Here is a 14,287-nt window from a genome sequence, read left to right as displayed (position 1 = left end):
CGTGAGCCACGACGATTGTCCCACGCCGAGCCGGGCACCCGCGCTTCCGGCTCCGTCCGCGGGGACCGGCGGGTGCCCCGGGCACCCGCTCCGGGCACGGTGCCCGGGGGGCGGCCGACCTGGCCCGGTAGGTATCGTCAAAGGGACAATGCCAGCCAAAGAGGACGGGAGACCACGCGTGGCGCGCAGCGTGTACGTGACCGGGATCGACCGGGGAGACGGCCGTCAGGTCGTCGATCTGGGAGTCATGGAGCTACTGACGCGTCAGGTGGACCGGGTCGGCGTCTTCCGCCCTCTGGTCCACGACGGACCCGACCGGCTGTTCGAGCTGCTGCGGGCCCGCTACCGGCTCTCGCAGAGCGCCGAGACCGTCTTCGGCCTGGACTACCACGAGGCCTCGGCGGTCCAGGCGGAGAAGGGTACCGACGAGCTGGTCTCCCTGCTCGTCGAGCGGTTCCACCGGGTGGCCCGCGACTACGAGGTGGTGCTGGTCCTCGGCAGCGACTTCGCCGCCACCCAGCTCCCCGACGAACTGGCCCTGAACGCGCGCCTCGCCAACGAGTTCGGCGCCTCGGTCATCGCGGTGGTCGGCGGCAAGGGCCAGGACGCCGGGTCCGTACGGGCCGAGACGCGCAACGCCTACCGGGCGTACGCGGGGCTCGGCTGCGACGTCCTGGCGATGATCGTGAACCGGGTGGCGTCCGAGGACCGCGCGGGCATCGCCGAGCGCCTGAGGGAGCAGCTCCCGGTCCCCTGCTCGGTGCTGCCCGACGACCCCGCCCTCTCCGCGCCCACCGTCGCCCAGATCACCACCGCACTGGACGGAACGGTCCTGCTCGGCGACGACTCGGGCCTGGCCAGGGACGCGCTGGACTTCGTGTTCGGCGGGGCCATGCTGCCGAACCTGCTGAAGGCCCTGACCCCGGGATGCATGGTCGTCACCCCCGGCGACCGCGCGGACCTGGTCATCGGTTCGCTCGCCGCGCACAGCGCCGGCACGCCGCCCATCGCGGGCGTCCTGCTCACCCTGAACGAGCGCCCCGGCGAGGAGATACTCCGGCTGGCGACCCGCCTGGCACCGGGCACCCCGGTCGTCGCGGTGGCCGGGGGCTCCTTCCCCACCGCCGCGGAACTCTTCGCCCTCGAAGGCAAGTTGAACGCGGCGACGCCCCGCAAGGCGGAGACCGCCCTCGGCCTGTTCGAGCGCCATGTGGACACCGCCGCGCTGCTGGAGCGGATCTCCGTGGCCCGCAGCGGCCGGGTCACCCCGATGATGTTCGAGCACGAGCTGCTGGAACAGGCCCGCTCCGACCGGCGCCGGGTCGTCCTGCCCGAGGGCACCGAGGAGCGCGTCCTGCGCGCCGCGGACGTGCTGCTGCGCCGCGACGTCTGCGACCTGACCCTGCTCGGGGACACCGACGTCATCCGTAAGAAAGCCGCCGACCTGGGCATCGACCTCGGAGAGACCCAGCTCGTCGACCCCCGGACCTCGGAGCTGCGCCAGAGCTTCGCCGAGCGGTACGCCGAGCTGCGCGCCCACCGCGGGGTCACGGTGGAGCTGGCGTACGACGTCGTCTCGGACGTCAACTACTTCGGCACCCTGATGGTCCAGGAGGGCCACGCCGACGGCATGGTCTCCGGCTCGGTGCACTCCACCGCCGCGACGATCCGCCCGGCGTTCGAGATCATCAAGACGAAGCCGGACGCCTCGATCGTCTCCTCCGTCTTCTTCATGTGCCTCGCCGACCGGGTGCTGGTGTACGGCGACTGCGCGGTCAACCCGGATCCGGACGCGGAGCAGCTCGCGGACATCGCGGTGCAGTCGGCGGCCACCGCGTCCCGCTTCGGCGTGGACCCCCGGATCGCGATGCTCTCGTACTCGACGGGCACCTCGGGAACGGGCGCCGACGTCGACAAGGTGCGGGAGGCGACGGAGCGGGTACGCGCCTCACGTCCGGACCTGAGGATCGAGGGTCCGATCCAGTACGACGCGGCGGTCGAGCCGTCCGTCGCCGCGACCAAGCTGCCGGCGTCGGAGGTGGCGGGCCGGGCGACCGTGCTGATCTTCCCGGACCTCAACACCGGCAACAACACCTACAAGGCGGTCCAGCGTTCCGCCGGCGCGGTCGCGGTCGGCCCGGTCATGCAGGGACTGCGCAAGCCGGTCAACGACCTGTCGCGCGGCGCCCTGGTCCAGGACATCGTCACCACGGTGGCCATCACGGCGATCCAGGCGCAGAGCGAGGAATGACCGCGATGACCACCGACCCGACCAGCGAAGGTTCCCGCTCCATGAACGACGCCCACCGCGTACTCGTGCTCAACTCCGGCTCCTCGTCGGTGAAGTACCAGCTGCTGGACATGCGCGACCGGTCGCGGCTGGCCACCGGCCTGGTCGAGCGGATCGGCGAGTCCTCCTCCCGGCTGGTGCACACCCCGCTGACCGGCGGGGAACCCCGCGAGCGCACCGGCAGGATCGCCGACCACGAGGAGGCGCTGAAGGCCGCGGCCGACGAGCTGGCGGCCGACCGGCTCGGGCTGGACTCCCCCGACCTCGCGGCGATCGGGCACCGGGTGGTGCACGGCGGGCTGAGGTTCAGCGAGCCGACCGTGATCACCGACGAGGTGCTGGAGGAGATCGAACGGCTCGTCCCGGTGGCCCCGCTGCACAACCCGGCGAACATCACCGGGATCCGCACCGCGCAGGCGCTGCGCCCGGACCTGCCGCAGGTGGCGGTCTTCGACACGGCCTTCCACACGACGATGCCGGAGTCCGCGGCGCGGTACGCGATCGACGTCGAGACCGCCGACGCGCACCGCATCCGCCGCTACGGCTTCCACGGCACCTCGCACGCCTACGTCTCGCGCAGGACGGCGGAGCTGCTGGGCCGGCCGGTGGCCGACGTGAACGTGATCGTGCTGCATCTGGGGAACGGCGCCTCGGCCTCCGCGGTGAAGGGCGGCCGCTGCGTGGAGACGTCCATGGGACTGACCCCCCTGGAGGGGCTGGTGATGGGGACGCGTTCGGGGGACGTCGACCCCGCCGTCACCTTCCACCTGAAGCGGGTGGCGGGGATGTCGGCGGACGAGATCGACGTCCTGCTCAACAAGCGGAGCGGCCTGGTGGGTCTCTGCGGTGACAACGACATGCGGGAGATCCGGCGGAGGGTGGACGAGGGCGACGAGCGGGCCACGCTCGCGTTCGACATCTACATCCACCGGCTGAAGAAGTACATCGGCGCCTATTCGGCGGTCCTCGGCCGGGTGGACGCCGTGGTGTTCACGGCCGGGGTGGGGGAGAACTCGGCTCCGGTGCGGGAGGCTGCGCTCGCGGGACTGGAGGGCTTCGGCCTGGTCGTGGACGCGGACCGCAACGCCGTGCGGTCGGGCGAACCGCGGCTGATCTCGCCCGACGGCGCACGGGTCGCGGTCGCCGTCGTGCCCACCGACGAGGAGCTGGAGATCGCCGGACAGGCCTTCGCGCTGGTCCACAACTGAGCGGCCCTGCGCCCCTTTGTATCTTCCACCAGACGGAATATTCCGCAGTGAAACAAACCGATAGGATCCGCCTCATGCGCCGTTCCAAAATCGTCTGCACCCTCGGTCCCGCCGTCGACTCCCATGAGCAGCTCGTCGCTCTGATCGAGGCCGGCATGAGCGTGGCCCGTTTCAATTTCAGTCACGGTACCCACGAGGAGCACCAAGGCCGTTACGACCGGGTCCGCAAGGCCGCCGCCGAGACCGGCCGCGCGGTCGGTGTGCTCGCCGACCTCCAGGGCCCCAAGATCCGCCTCGCGAAGTTCGCCGAGGGTCCCGTCGAGCTGGTCCGCGGGGACGAGTTCGTCATCACGTCCGAGGACGTCCCCGGCGACAAGTCGATCTGCGGCACCACCTACAAGGGGCTGCCCGGCGACGTCACCAAGGGTGACCCGATCCTGATCAACGACGGCAACGTCGAGCTGAAGGTCGTCTCGGTCGACGGCCCGCGGGTCACCACCATCGTCATCGAGGGCGGTGTCATCTCCGACCACAAGGGGATCAACCTCCCGGGTGCGGCGGTCAACGTCCCCGCGCTGTCCGAGAAGGACGTCGAGGACCTGCGGTTCGCCCTGCGGATGGGCTGCGACATGGTCGCGCTGTCCTTCGTCCGGGACGCCGAGGACGTCAAGGACGTGCACAAGGTGATGGACGAGGAGGGCCGCCGGGTCCCCGTCATCGCCAAGGTCGAGAAGCCGCAGGCCGTCGAGCACATGGAGGGCGTCGTCGCCGCCTTCGACGCCGTGATGGTCGCCCGCGGTGACCTCGCCGTCGAGTACCCGCTCGAGAAGGTCCCGATGGTGCAGAAGCGCCTCATCGAGCTGTGCCGCCGCAACGCCAAGCCGGTGATCGTGGCGACCCAGATGATGGAGTCGATGATCACCAACTCGCGGCCGACCCGCGCCGAGGCGTCCGACGTCGCCAACGCGATCCTGGACGGCGCGGACGCGGTCATGCTGTCGGCGGAGTCCTCGGTCGGCGCGTACCCGATCGAGACGGTCAAGACGATGTCGAAGATCGTCGTCGCCGCCGAGGAGGAGCTCCTGTCCAAGGGCCTCCAGCCGCTGGTGCCGGGCAAGAAGCCCCGTACCCAGGGCGGTTCCGTGGCGCGCGCGGCCTGCGAGATCGCGGACTTCCTGGACGGCAAGGCGCTGGTGGCCTTCACCAAGTCCGGTGACACCGCCCGCCGCCTCTCCCGCTACCGCACGGCGCAGCCGATCCTCGCCTTCACCACGGAGGAGTCGACCCGCAACCAGCTCGCGCTGAGCTGGGGCGTCGAGTCCTACGTCGTGCCGCACGTGGACAACACGGACGCCATGGTCGACCTGGTGGACGCCGAGCTGCTGAAGCTGAACCGCTACAGCGACGGCGACACGATGGTCATCACGGCCGGCTCGCCCCCCGGTGTCCCCGGCACCACCAACATGGTCCGGGTGCACCACCTGAGCGGCGAGCGCGCCTGACGCCCCGCGCCGGACACGACTGTGGCCCGCACCCCCGTGAGAACGGGGGTGCGGGCCACAGTCGTGTTGCGGCTCCCGGACGGGTCCGGACCACCGGTCAGCTGTTGCCACCGGTGAAGTAGTTCTGCAGGCCGGGGACCTTGAGCGATCCGCCGAACTGGCCGGCCTGCTTCACCGTCGCGTCGGTGAAGAACGCGAACGGCACGTTCAGCGGCGGCGGGGTCTCCGGGCTGAAGGTGATGGGGATGATCCCGAAGAGGTTGCCCTTCAGGCTCTCCGTGTACATCGTCACCGTGCCGTTGCGGATGGTGGAGGTCGAGCCCTCAGCCGCCTTGACGTGGCCGGTGGTGCCGGCCGGGCCCGTCGTCAGCTGGTGGAGGTCCTTGATGTCGATGGTGTCGGCGGTGAACTTCAGCACCTTCTTGACGCTGCCGTTGTACGTCTTCACCTCGACGATGCCCGCGTAGTCGAGCCCGGTGAGCGTGAGCTTCGAGGTCTCCAGCGTCCACGGGTCGTCCGGGAGCAGCGGGATGCCCTGCTCCAGGTCGGCCGCGGCGAGCGCGTCCGGATCGGCGGTCGGGCAGGGGAAGCGCTCCTTGGCGCCGTCCGGGATGTCCTCGTCCTTCACCGGGTCGAGGCCCTTGACGTCGTCGTCGAGCTCCTCGACGTCCTCGCCCGCCTTCTCGGCCGCGTCACGGATGGCGTCGGTGGTCTTGTCGACCGTGTCCTTCGCCGTCTCCGTGGCCTTCTCCACCGGCTCGGTGGCGGCCGCGCTCTCCGACGGCTCCGGGCTCTCCGCGGTGGGCTCGGCGGACGGCTCGGCCGTCTCCTTGTCCGGTCCGTCGAAGAGGTCCTTGAGCGCGTCACCGACGCCGAGCGGGTCGAGCGGGTTCTTCGACTCGGTGGGCGTGGGAGTGGCCGAGGTGGCGGCCTTGTCCCCGGAGGTCTCCGCGGGCGTGTCCTCCTCGGACGCGCTCGCACTGGCGGAGGGCTTCGGTGTGGCGCCCGCGTCGTCCTTGCCGGCGTCGTCCTTGCCCGCGTCGTCCTTGCCCGCGTCGTCCTTGCCCGCGTCGTCCTTGCCCGCGTCCTCGGAGGCCGTGGCGCTCGGGGTCGGCTCGGCCTCGGGCTCCTGCGACTCGGACGGCTCGTCGGACCGGGTCACGCAGGGCCCGGGCGCGAAGGGGATGTCCGAGCTGTCGTCGGCCATGGCGAGCTTGGGGGTGAGCCCCATTCCCACGAAGACGGCCGTCGGCATCGCGGCGAGCGCGAACGCCTTCTTGCCCGCGGGCATGTGCAGCTTCGTCAGGAGTGACTTCCTGGGCGCCGCGTGGCGGGGCCCTCTTCGCTCCGGGACGTCCTCCGGCCCGAAGTCGTCGGTCTGCTCGTCACCCCGCACGATGCCTCCCACCGTCGGCCTCCGCCGCGGCCTCGAACAGCATGGGCTTCCGCGGGGCCTCGGCCGTGCCGTAGGTCTCCTGCGTGTACTCCGGGGCCTCGCCGAGGAGCCTCGGCTCCTCGTGGACCTCGGGCGCCGGGGCGCCCTTCGCGTCGGCCGGGGCCCAGGATATGGAGAGGGCACCACCGAGGAGCGAGAGCACGAAGCCGACGATGAAGCCGCCAATGTTGGCGACGGGTATGGAGATCAGCGCGAGCAGGATCGCGGCGACACCGGCGAACACCCGCACGATGCTGTGGAACCACATCGTGAGGCCCAGCGTGATGAGCAGGACCCCGATGATCAGCGACCCCGCACCGGCGGTGGTGGACATCGCGATCGTCATGTTGCCGAGGTGCATGTTGGCGTACGGGAAGTACGCGATGGGTAGACCACCCAAGATGGTGAACAGGCCCGCCCAGAACGGCCGGTTACCCCGCCAGGTGCGGAATCCCCGCCGGTAGACGGTGAGGTGGTGCTCGTTCTGCCCTGTGGACTCGGGGCTCATGGAAAACAGCTCCCTGGAACCGGTACTGCTGTGAGAAGAGAAGGGGTGGGTGACCGGAGACCCTCACGGAGCTCCGGCCACCCGGGCGAGTGCTAGAAGCACTCCTTGACGCCCTTGTGCAGCTTCAGGCTCAGGTTGCTGAGCTTGAAGGTGCCGGCCGTGGTCGCCCACGCCGTCTGCTCCACGTTGGACAGCGTGGCCTTCTTGGCACGCTGGGCGAAGCCGTTCGGGTTGACGGCCTTCTCCGTACCGGTCTGGATGCCGGGCTTGCCCATCGAACCGGCCGCGACGCCGATGTCGATCTGCTCGAAGTACGCGTCAGCGTCGAGCTGCGCGACGTCGAGGTAGAGGTTCGTCGCCTCGACGGGCTTCTTCGGGTCGGTGCCCGCGTTCAGCTCCAGGCTGACGCTGCCGAGACCGAAGGGCAGGTCGGGGGTGACCACCGACTGGCACATGTTGGTGATCGTGGCCTTGCTGAAGCCCGACACCGCCACCGGGTGCGCCGCGTCGTTGCCCTTGAGGTCCTTGCCGACAGCGACGCTGCCGTACTGGACGAAGTCCTCACCGACGAGCTTGTCGGTGGAGACCTTGAAGCTCTGGCCGGAGACGCTGAACGACGCGGCGAGCGCGCCCTGCGCCAGGCCGACGCCTACAGCGGCGGTCGCGACGACGCTCGGCACCATGACCAGAGCGAAACGCTTCCATCTGGTACCACCGCGAACCTGCGAACTCATAAATTTCCTCCTTCTCGGACGTACATCTCCGGTACGGGCATCGTGCCCGCCCTGGGATGGGAGAAGTGCTACGTCCTCGGGAAGGAGAGCGCCCGGACCGGAGGCGCGTACCGCATCCGAATCACCGGCGATCACCCCCGAGCGACAACCACTGGCCGCGCGTCTGCGCAACCCGTTTCGGACAGGCCCTGCCCAGGGGCAGGAACCCCCCTGTCCGCGATCGGCGCCACTGCCGCCGACCACCCGGTGGGGACCCAACGGACCCACCTGCGCCGACTGGTTGTCGGGCTGACGGGTATTGGACCGAGCGTGGCCGATCGTGGTGCATTCGCGGCCGTGACACAAGGGGGGTCGTTACTCGCTAGTAACGACCCGATAACCAGGACACGACAAAGGGGTACCGACCGGCCACACAGGGTGGCACCGGGGGGACGCGCGAATGGCGGGATTCATGTCCGAAACAGGACAGATCCATGGAGGCGGTTTACTGCCAGTAACAGTGCGTACTTTTATCAAGTTTTGGTAAAGCGGACCGGTTCCTTGTCGTTCGCCCGCGAAAACGGCCGTGGCGCCCAGAGGGCTCCACGGCCGTGTTGTCACATCAGAACAAGACGCGCGCCAGGGCGGTCCGGGCGGCGGTGACCCTGGGGTCATCGGGCCCGATCACCTCGAAGAGCTCCAGGAGCCGCACCCGTACGACATCCCGGTCGTCGCCGAAATTACGGCGGACCGTCTCGACGAGCCGGCCGAAGGCGTCCTCCACGTGGCCGCCCACGAGGTCCAGATCGGCGGCGGCCAGCTGCGCGGCCGGCGCGGCCGGGTTCTCCGCGGCCTCCTTGCGGACCTGCTGCGGGTCCATGCCCGCGACCCGGCCCAGCAGTTCGGCCTGCGCGAGGCCCAGCTTCGCCTCGGTGTTGGCCGGGTCGTCCGAGAGGACGCCCTTGTACGCCTGGACCGCGCCGTCGAAGTCGTTCTCGTCCAGCGCCTGCGCGGCCGCCTCCAGCTGCGCGTCGTACGGTCCCGCCGGCACCTCGGCGGGGGCGCTCTCCTCGCCTTCGGACCCGGCGCCCTCCTCCACGACGATCCCGGTGAGGCCGAACCGCTCCTCGCCGACCTGGATCAGCTGGTCCAGGGTCTGGCGGATCTGGCTCTCGGGGGCCGCGCCCTGGAAGAGCGGGAGGGCCTGCCCGGCCACCACGGCGAACACCGCCGGGATGCCCTGGATCCCGAACTGCTGCATCAGCATCTGGTTGGCGTCGACATCGACCTTGGCCAGCACGAAGCGGCCGTTGTACTCGGCGGCGAGGCGTTCGAGGAGCGGGCCGAGCTGCTTGCACGGCTCGCACCACTCGGCCCAGAAGTCGATGACGACGGGGACTTCGGTGGAGCGCTGGAGGACGTCGGTCTCGAAGCCCGCCTCGTCGACGTCGATCACCAGGGAGGCGGGTGCGACGGCACCGCCGCCCCCCTGCCGGGCGGACTCCGCGCGGGCCTGCTCCGCCTTCGCCTTGGCGTCGCCGGCCGCCTTCACAGCGGCGAGGTCGACGACGCCGCTCATGGACATGTTCCTAGGCTGCATACGTACATCCTCCCCCCTGGGCGCACCGTTCCGGAAAGCGATCCGTGAACCGCCTCCGTCCACAGCCACGCCGGTGTGCGCGGCGCGTGGACGGAAACGGTCCCGAGGCCCTGAATTACCCCGTGCTCGGTGCCGGGTCCCCACCCGGCGCCTGTGGCTGTCGATCGGTCGTGGCGCAACGACGGACGGACCGTCGCTTCTTACGCTACGACCCGTAGCGTAACTGTCCGCACCCCCTGCGGGGCAAGAGGGCACGGTGATCTGTCTCACGGGCTCCGGGGCCGGTCAGCTGTACTTACCGGCCGGTATGGTCACCCGCATGCTGAGCCGCAGCCCCACCGAACCCACCCGATCCGGACGTCCCCGCAGCGCCGAGGCCGACGCCGCGATCCTGGAGGCGACCCGTGCGTCGCTGGTCGACCTCGGGTGGTCGAAGCTGACGATGGGCGACGTGGCGACGCGGGCCGGGGTCGCCAAGACGACCCTCTACCGTCGGTGGGCCGGCAAGAACGAGCTGGTCGTGGACGCGGTGGCGGTGCTCTTCGACGAGCTGGAGCTGCCCGACCTCGGCAGCCTCGCGGCGGACGTGGAGGCCGTGGTCCTCCAGTTCGCGGCCCTGCTGGAGCGGCCGGAGACCAAGACGGCGCTGATGGCCGTGGTCGCGGAGTCGACGCGCGACGAGGCGCTGCGGGACCGGATAAGGAATTCGATCGTCGCCCGGCAGAAGCGGCTGGTCCTGCAGGGACGCGAACGGGCGCAGGGCCGCGGGGAACTCCCCCTCGAGCCGGACCCGGAGGCGGCGGCCCGCACCGTCGACCTGATCTTCGACGTGATCGCCGGCGCGGTGGTGCACCGCGCGCTGGTGAGCGCCGAGCCCGTCGACGCCGACTGGGCCCAGCGCTTCACCCTGCTGCTGCTCTCGGGGCTGGGAGCGGAGTCCCCGCAGGAGGACTGACCCCTCGCCAGGAGCCGGGCGGTCCCCGATCCGGCGTCAGAAGCCGGGCGGCTCCGTGTAGACGCCCCACTCGTCGCGCAGCACGCCGCAGATCTCGCCGAGCGTCGCCTCGGCCCGTACGGCCTCCAGCATCGGTGCGATCATGTTCGAACCGTCGCGCGCCGCGGCCAGCATCGCGTCCAGCGCGCCCCGCACCCTCGCCTCCTCGCGGTCCGCCTTGCGCCCGGCGAGCTCGCGCACCTGCTCCCGCTCGACCTCGTGGCTGACCCGCAGGATCTCCAGGTCGCCGGTGACGGACCCGTGGTGGACGTTGACCCCGACGACCCTCTTCTCGCCCTTCTCCAGCGACTGCTGGTACCGGAAGGCCGACTCGGCGGTCTCGCCGGTGAACCAGCCGTCCTCGATGCCGCGCAGGATGCCGGAGGTCATCGGGCCGATGGGGTGCGTGCCGTCCGGATGTGCCCGGGTCCCCCGCTCCCTGATCTGCTCGAAGATCTTCTCGGCGTCGGCCTCGATGCGGTCGGTGAGCTGCTCGACGTACCACGAACCGCCCAGCGGGTCGGCGACGTTGGCGACGCCGGTCTCCTCCATGAGCACCTGCTGGGTCCGCAGCGCGATCTCGGCGGCCTGCTCGGAGGGCAGGGCGAGCGTCTCGTCCAGGGCGTTGGTGTGCAGGGAGTTGGTGCCGCCGAGAACCGCCGAGAGCGCCTCCACGGCCGTGCGTACGACGTTGTTGTACGGCTGCTGGGCGGTGAGCGAGACACCGGCGGTCTGGGTGTGGAAGCGGAGCCACTGCGCCTTGTCGGTCCGCGCCCCGTACGTCTCCTTCATCCAGCGGGCCCAGATCCGGCGGGCGGCGCGGAACTTGGCGATCTCCTCGAAGAAGTCGAGGTGGGCGTCGAAGAAGAAGGAGAGCCCGGGGGCGAAGGTGTCGACGTCAAGCCCGCGGGAGAGACCGAGCTCCACGTACCCGAAGCCGTCGGCGAGGGTGTACGCGAGCTCCTGCGCGGCCGTGGCCCCGGCCTCGCGGATGTGGTAGCCGGAGACCGAGAGCGGCTTGTAGGCCGGGATGTCGCGGGCGCAGTGCTCCATCAGGTCACCGATGAGCCGCAGATGGGGCTCGGGCTGGAAGAGCCACTCCTTCTGCGCGATGTACTCCTTGAAGATGTCGGTCTGGAGGGTGCCGTTGAGCACCGCCGGGTCGACGCCCTGGCGCTCGGCGGCGACCAGGTACATGCAGAAGACCGGGACGGCGGGGCCGCTGATCGTCATCGACGTGGTGACGTCCCCGAGCGGGATGTCCTTGAAGAGGACCTCCATGTCGGCGGCGGAGTCGATGGCGACACCGCAGTGGCCGACCTCGCCGAGCGAGCGGGCGTCGTCGGAGTCGCGGCCCATCAGGGTCGGCATGTCGAAGGCGACGCTGAGCCCGCCACCGCCGTTGGCCAGGATGGTCTTGTACCGCTCGTTGGTCTGCTCGGCGTTGCCGAAGCCCGCGAACTGGCGGATGGTCCAGGTACGGCCCCGGTAGCCGGTGGCGTGGAGCCCCCGGGTGAAGGGGTACTCGCCGGGCCAGCCGATGCGCTCGAACCCCTCGTACGTGTCGCCGGGACGGGGCCCGTAGACGGGCTCCACCGGGTCCCCGGAGAGCGTGGTGAAGTCCGCGTCGCGCTTGCGGGCCTTGTCGTAACGGGCCTGCCAGCGGAGGCGGCCTTCCTCGATCGCGTGAGCGTCCATGGATCAAATTTACTAGGACGTCCTAGTAAATGTCGACGGCAAACCGCCCGGCGCTTCGCGCGGGGCGGTTCGGGTGGTGCGGATCAGGCCTTGACGGCCTGCGGGGAGCCCTCGGCGACCAGCGGCTCGATCTCGCGGACGACCTTCCGCTCGACGAAGAACGCGGCGGTCGGGATCGTGCCCGAGACGAGCACCCAGAGCAGCTTGCCGATCGGCCACTTCGCCTTGGAGCCGAGGTCGAAGGCGAAGACCAGGTAGATGATGAACAGGACACCGTGGAGCTGCGAGACGACGAGGGTCAGACCCTCACCGGTGTCGAATCCGTACTTGAAGACCATGCACACGCACAGGATCATCAACATGACGGCGGTGACGTAGGCCATCACCCGATAGCGGGTCAGCACGCTGCGTTTCATGACATCGAGACTAACCGGGCGGCCGGGGCGATCTTCAGGCGCCCCGCCCCTCACTCCCGCTTGTCGTCGAAGTCCTGCGCGGCCACCCGGAGCGGGCGCAGCATGGCGAAGATCTCGGCGCACTCCTCCGCGTCGTACGCCCCGAGCCCGAAGTCCATCTCCATCAGGTCCTGGCTGGCCGCCTCGACGACCTCGCGCCCCTTGTCCGTGATGGAGGCGAGGGTTCCGCGCCCGTCGTTGGGGTTGGGGCGCTTGTCGACCAGTCCCGAGCGCACCAGCCGGTCGACCGTGTTCGTCACCGAGGTGGGGTGGACCATCAGGCGCTCGCCGATCTTGGACATCGGCAGCTCACCGGCCTGCGAGAAGGTGAGCAGGACCAGCGCCTCGTACCGGGCGAAGGTCAGCCCGTACGGCTTGACCACCGCGTCCACCTCGGCGAGCAGGATCTGCTGCGCACGCATGATCGACGTGATCGCGCCCATCGAGGGCACCGGCCCCCAGCGCCGGTGCCAGAGTTCCTCGGCGCGGGCGATGGGATCGAAGGGGAGGCTGAGCGGCTTCGGCACGGCACGACCTTACCCACTGGTCACATGGCGGTCAGCCCTGTCTCGCACTTCGGTACCGGACACGCGTTCTCCGCACCTCCACGACGAGCAGGAGCGTGCAGGCGGTGCCGATCGCACCCGAGTACGCCACCACCTGGTGCACCGGGAGGAATTCCGCGGCCAGGCCGGCGAGCGCCATGCCGAGCCCCTGCACCGTCATCAGGCCGGCGGTGAGGATCGTCATGGCCCGGCCCCGCAGCTCCTCCGGGACCGCCTCGACGAACCACTGGTCGAGCCCGATGACGTACGCGGCACCGGCTCCGGCGAGCACGAGAGCCGCCAGGGCCAGGGCCGTGCCCGGGCGGAACGCGTAGAGAACGAGGGGCAGCAGGCCGAGGGCGGCGACCGGCAGGACGAGCCGGGAGCGGGCGGCCGGGCCGAGGGCGGTGCCCACGTACAGCTCGGCACCGATGTGGCCGACGGCCATCGCGCACATCAGCAGTCCGACGCCCGCGGGGCCGACGCCGATCTCGTCCGCGTACGGCGCCGCGAGCGCCTCCGGGGCGACCACGAAGAAGGCCGGTACCCAGAAGAGCAGCAGCAGGGCCCGGGTCCCGCGGTCGCCGAGGACGGCCCTGGCCCCGGCGAAGGACTCCTTGAGCAGCCCGCCGCCGGTGTCCGCGGCCGTGCGCGCGGGCCGGTCCGCCGTACCCAGGCGCAGCAGGGCGGCCGAGCAGAGGAAGGTCAGCACGGTGACGGTGATCGCCCCGCGCGGGGAGAACGCGGTGAGCAGCACCCCTCCCGCGCCGAACCCGACGAGCAGGGCGCTCTGCGAGACGAGACGGAGCAGCGAGCGCCCGAGGACGTAGAGGTCGCCCTCGCCCAGGATGTCGGCGAGGGCCGCCGTGCGGGTCCCCGTGAAGACGGGCGCCACCGCGGCCACCACGCAGCGCAGCAGGAGCAGCCCCGCGACGGGTGTGCCGGGGAGGACCATCACGGCGACGCAGACGGCGCAGACCAGGTCGCAGGTGACGAGGACGCGGCGGGCCGGGTAGCGGTCGGCGACCCCGGCGAAGAGGGTGCCGCCGACGACGTACGGGAGGAAGCCGAGCGCGAAGGTGAGGGCGGAGAGCAGGGGCGAACCGGTGAGGTCGTAGACGAGCACGGTGAGCGCCAGCTCGCTGACGACCACGCCGAGGAGCGAGAGGAGGTGCGCGGCGAAGACCGCCCGGAACTCCCGCACGGCGAACACGGCCCGGTATCCGGCGGCCGTGGCGCCCTCCGGGGCAGGGACCGGGACCGGCGCCTCGGCGGGCTCCTCGCGGGGTGTGTGCGCGTGGGTGGTGGTGTCGTTCGGCATGGACGCAGCGTGGAGCAG

Annotated in this window: 11 protein-coding genes and 1 pseudogene; 4 read left to right on the top strand and 8 right to left on the bottom strand. The window is 70.5% G+C overall.

All coding sequences use genetic code 11. The features are described from left to right. Positions 1-178 precede the first annotated feature (178 nt). The 3 genes from pta to pyk all read left to right on the top strand — a co-directional run bounded on the left by pta (position 179) and on the right by pyk (position 5,000). Positions 179-2,251, top strand: coding sequence for a phosphate acetyltransferase (pta, locus tag OG488_RS26080; RefSeq protein WP_329232979.1), 2,073 nt, complete (start codon positions 179-181; stop codon positions 2,249-2,251). Continuing rightward, positions 2,248-3,498 carry an acetate kinase gene (locus tag OG488_RS26075; RefSeq protein WP_329232977.1) on the top strand — a complete coding sequence of 417 codons (1,251 nt, stop codon included), beginning with the start codon at positions 2,248-2,250 and terminating at the stop codon, positions 3,496-3,498. The genes pta and OG488_RS26075 overlap by 4 nt, the downstream gene beginning before the upstream one ends. Positions 3,499-3,572: 74 nt before the next feature. Further along, positions 3,573-5,000 carry a pyruvate kinase gene (pyk, locus tag OG488_RS26070; RefSeq protein ID WP_329232975.1) on the top strand — a complete coding sequence of 476 codons (1,428 nt, stop codon included), beginning with the start codon at positions 3,573-3,575 and terminating at the stop codon, positions 4,998-5,000. A 97-nt stretch (positions 5,001-5,097) separates the two neighbouring features. On the opposite strand, the gene OG488_RS26065 is transcribed toward pyk, so the two are convergent. From OG488_RS26065 to OG488_RS26050, 4 genes are all read right to left on the bottom strand, one after another. Next, a complete protein-coding gene (locus tag OG488_RS26065; RefSeq protein WP_329239005.1) occupies positions 5,098-6,396 on the bottom strand; it encodes a hypothetical protein in 1,299 nt (432 codons plus the stop codon). Continuing rightward, the gene (locus OG488_RS26060; RefSeq protein WP_329232974.1) at positions 6,386-6,943 is read right to left on the bottom strand and encodes a DUF6114 domain-containing protein; all 558 of its coding nucleotides are present in this window, start codon (positions 6,941-6,943) and stop codon (positions 6,386-6,388) included. The genes OG488_RS26065 and OG488_RS26060 overlap by 11 nt, the downstream gene beginning before the upstream one ends. A 92-nt stretch (positions 6,944-7,035) precedes the next feature. Next, positions 7,036-7,677 carry a DUF6230 family protein gene (locus OG488_RS26055; RefSeq protein WP_329232972.1) on the bottom strand — a complete coding sequence of 214 codons (642 nt, stop codon included), beginning with the start codon at positions 7,675-7,677 and terminating at the stop codon, positions 7,036-7,038. Between the two features lie 601 nt (positions 7,678-8,278). Continuing rightward, positions 8,279-9,256, bottom strand: coding sequence for a tetratricopeptide repeat protein (locus OG488_RS26050; RefSeq protein ID WP_329232970.1), 978 nt, complete (start codon positions 9,254-9,256; stop codon positions 8,279-8,281). A 319-nt stretch (positions 9,257-9,575) separates the two neighbouring features. Between OG488_RS26050 and OG488_RS26045 the strand changes: the two genes are divergently transcribed. Next, positions 9,576-10,211 (top strand): TetR/AcrR family transcriptional regulator, encoded by a 636-nt coding sequence (locus OG488_RS26045; RefSeq protein ID WP_329232968.1) that lies wholly within the window; start codon positions 9,576-9,578, stop codon positions 10,209-10,211. Between the two features lie 36 nt (positions 10,212-10,247). On the opposite strand, the gene OG488_RS26040 is transcribed toward OG488_RS26045, so the two are convergent. The 4 genes and pseudogenes from OG488_RS26040 to OG488_RS26025 all read right to left on the bottom strand — a co-directional run bounded on the left by OG488_RS26040 (position 10,248) and on the right by OG488_RS26025 (position 14,269). Next, a complete protein-coding gene (locus OG488_RS26040; protein WP_329232966.1) occupies positions 10,248-11,948 on the bottom strand; it encodes an acyl-CoA mutase large subunit family protein in 1,701 nt (566 codons plus the stop codon). An 83-nt stretch (positions 11,949-12,031) separates the two neighbouring features. Next, entirely contained in the window at positions 12,032-12,364 is a 333-nt protein-coding gene (locus OG488_RS26035) for a DUF3817 domain-containing protein (protein WP_329232964.1), read from the bottom strand. 50 nt (positions 12,365-12,414) lie between these two features. Then, a complete protein-coding gene (locus OG488_RS26030) occupies positions 12,415-12,930 on the bottom strand; it encodes a MarR family winged helix-turn-helix transcriptional regulator (RefSeq protein WP_103760468.1) in 516 nt (171 codons plus the stop codon). A gap of 9 nt (positions 12,931-12,939) precedes the next feature. Next, positions 12,940-14,269, bottom strand: a pseudogene (locus OG488_RS26025) (MFS transporter). Positions 14,270-14,287 lie beyond the last annotated feature (18 nt).

This window comes from Streptomyces sp. NBC_01460, from assembly GCF_036227405.1.
In the GTDB taxonomy this organism is placed as follows: domain Bacteria; phylum Actinomycetota; class Actinomycetes; order Streptomycetales; family Streptomycetaceae; genus Streptomyces.
This window is presented reverse-complemented; position numbering and strand designations above follow the sequence as displayed.

Coding starts and splice junctions, on each gene's coding strand:
- OG488_RS26075 (WP_329232977.1), top strand. CDS start 2,248: ATGACCGCGATGACCACCGACCCGACCAGCGAAGGTTCCCGCTCCATG.
- pyk (WP_329232975.1), top strand. CDS start 3,573: ATGCGCCGTTCCAAAATCGTCTGCACCCTCGGTCCCGCCGTCGACTCC.
- OG488_RS26060 (WP_329232974.1), bottom strand. CDS start 6,943: ATGAGCCCCGAGTCCACAGGGCAGAACGAGCACCACCTCACCGTCTAC.
- OG488_RS26055 (WP_329232972.1), bottom strand. CDS start 7,677: ATGAGTTCGCAGGTTCGCGGTGGTACCAGATGGAAGCGTTTCGCTCTG.
- OG488_RS26050 (WP_329232970.1), bottom strand. CDS start 9,256: ATGCAGCCTAGGAACATGTCCATGAGCGGCGTCGTCGACCTCGCCGCT.
- OG488_RS26045 (WP_329232968.1), top strand. CDS start 9,576: ATGCTGAGCCGCAGCCCCACCGAACCCACCCGATCCGGACGTCCCCGC.
- OG488_RS26040 (WP_329232966.1), bottom strand. CDS start 11,948: ATGGACGCTCACGCGATCGAGGAAGGCCGCCTCCGCTGGCAGGCCCGT.
- OG488_RS26035 (WP_329232964.1), bottom strand. CDS start 12,364: ATGAAACGCAGCGTGCTGACCCGCTATCGGGTGATGGCCTACGTCACC.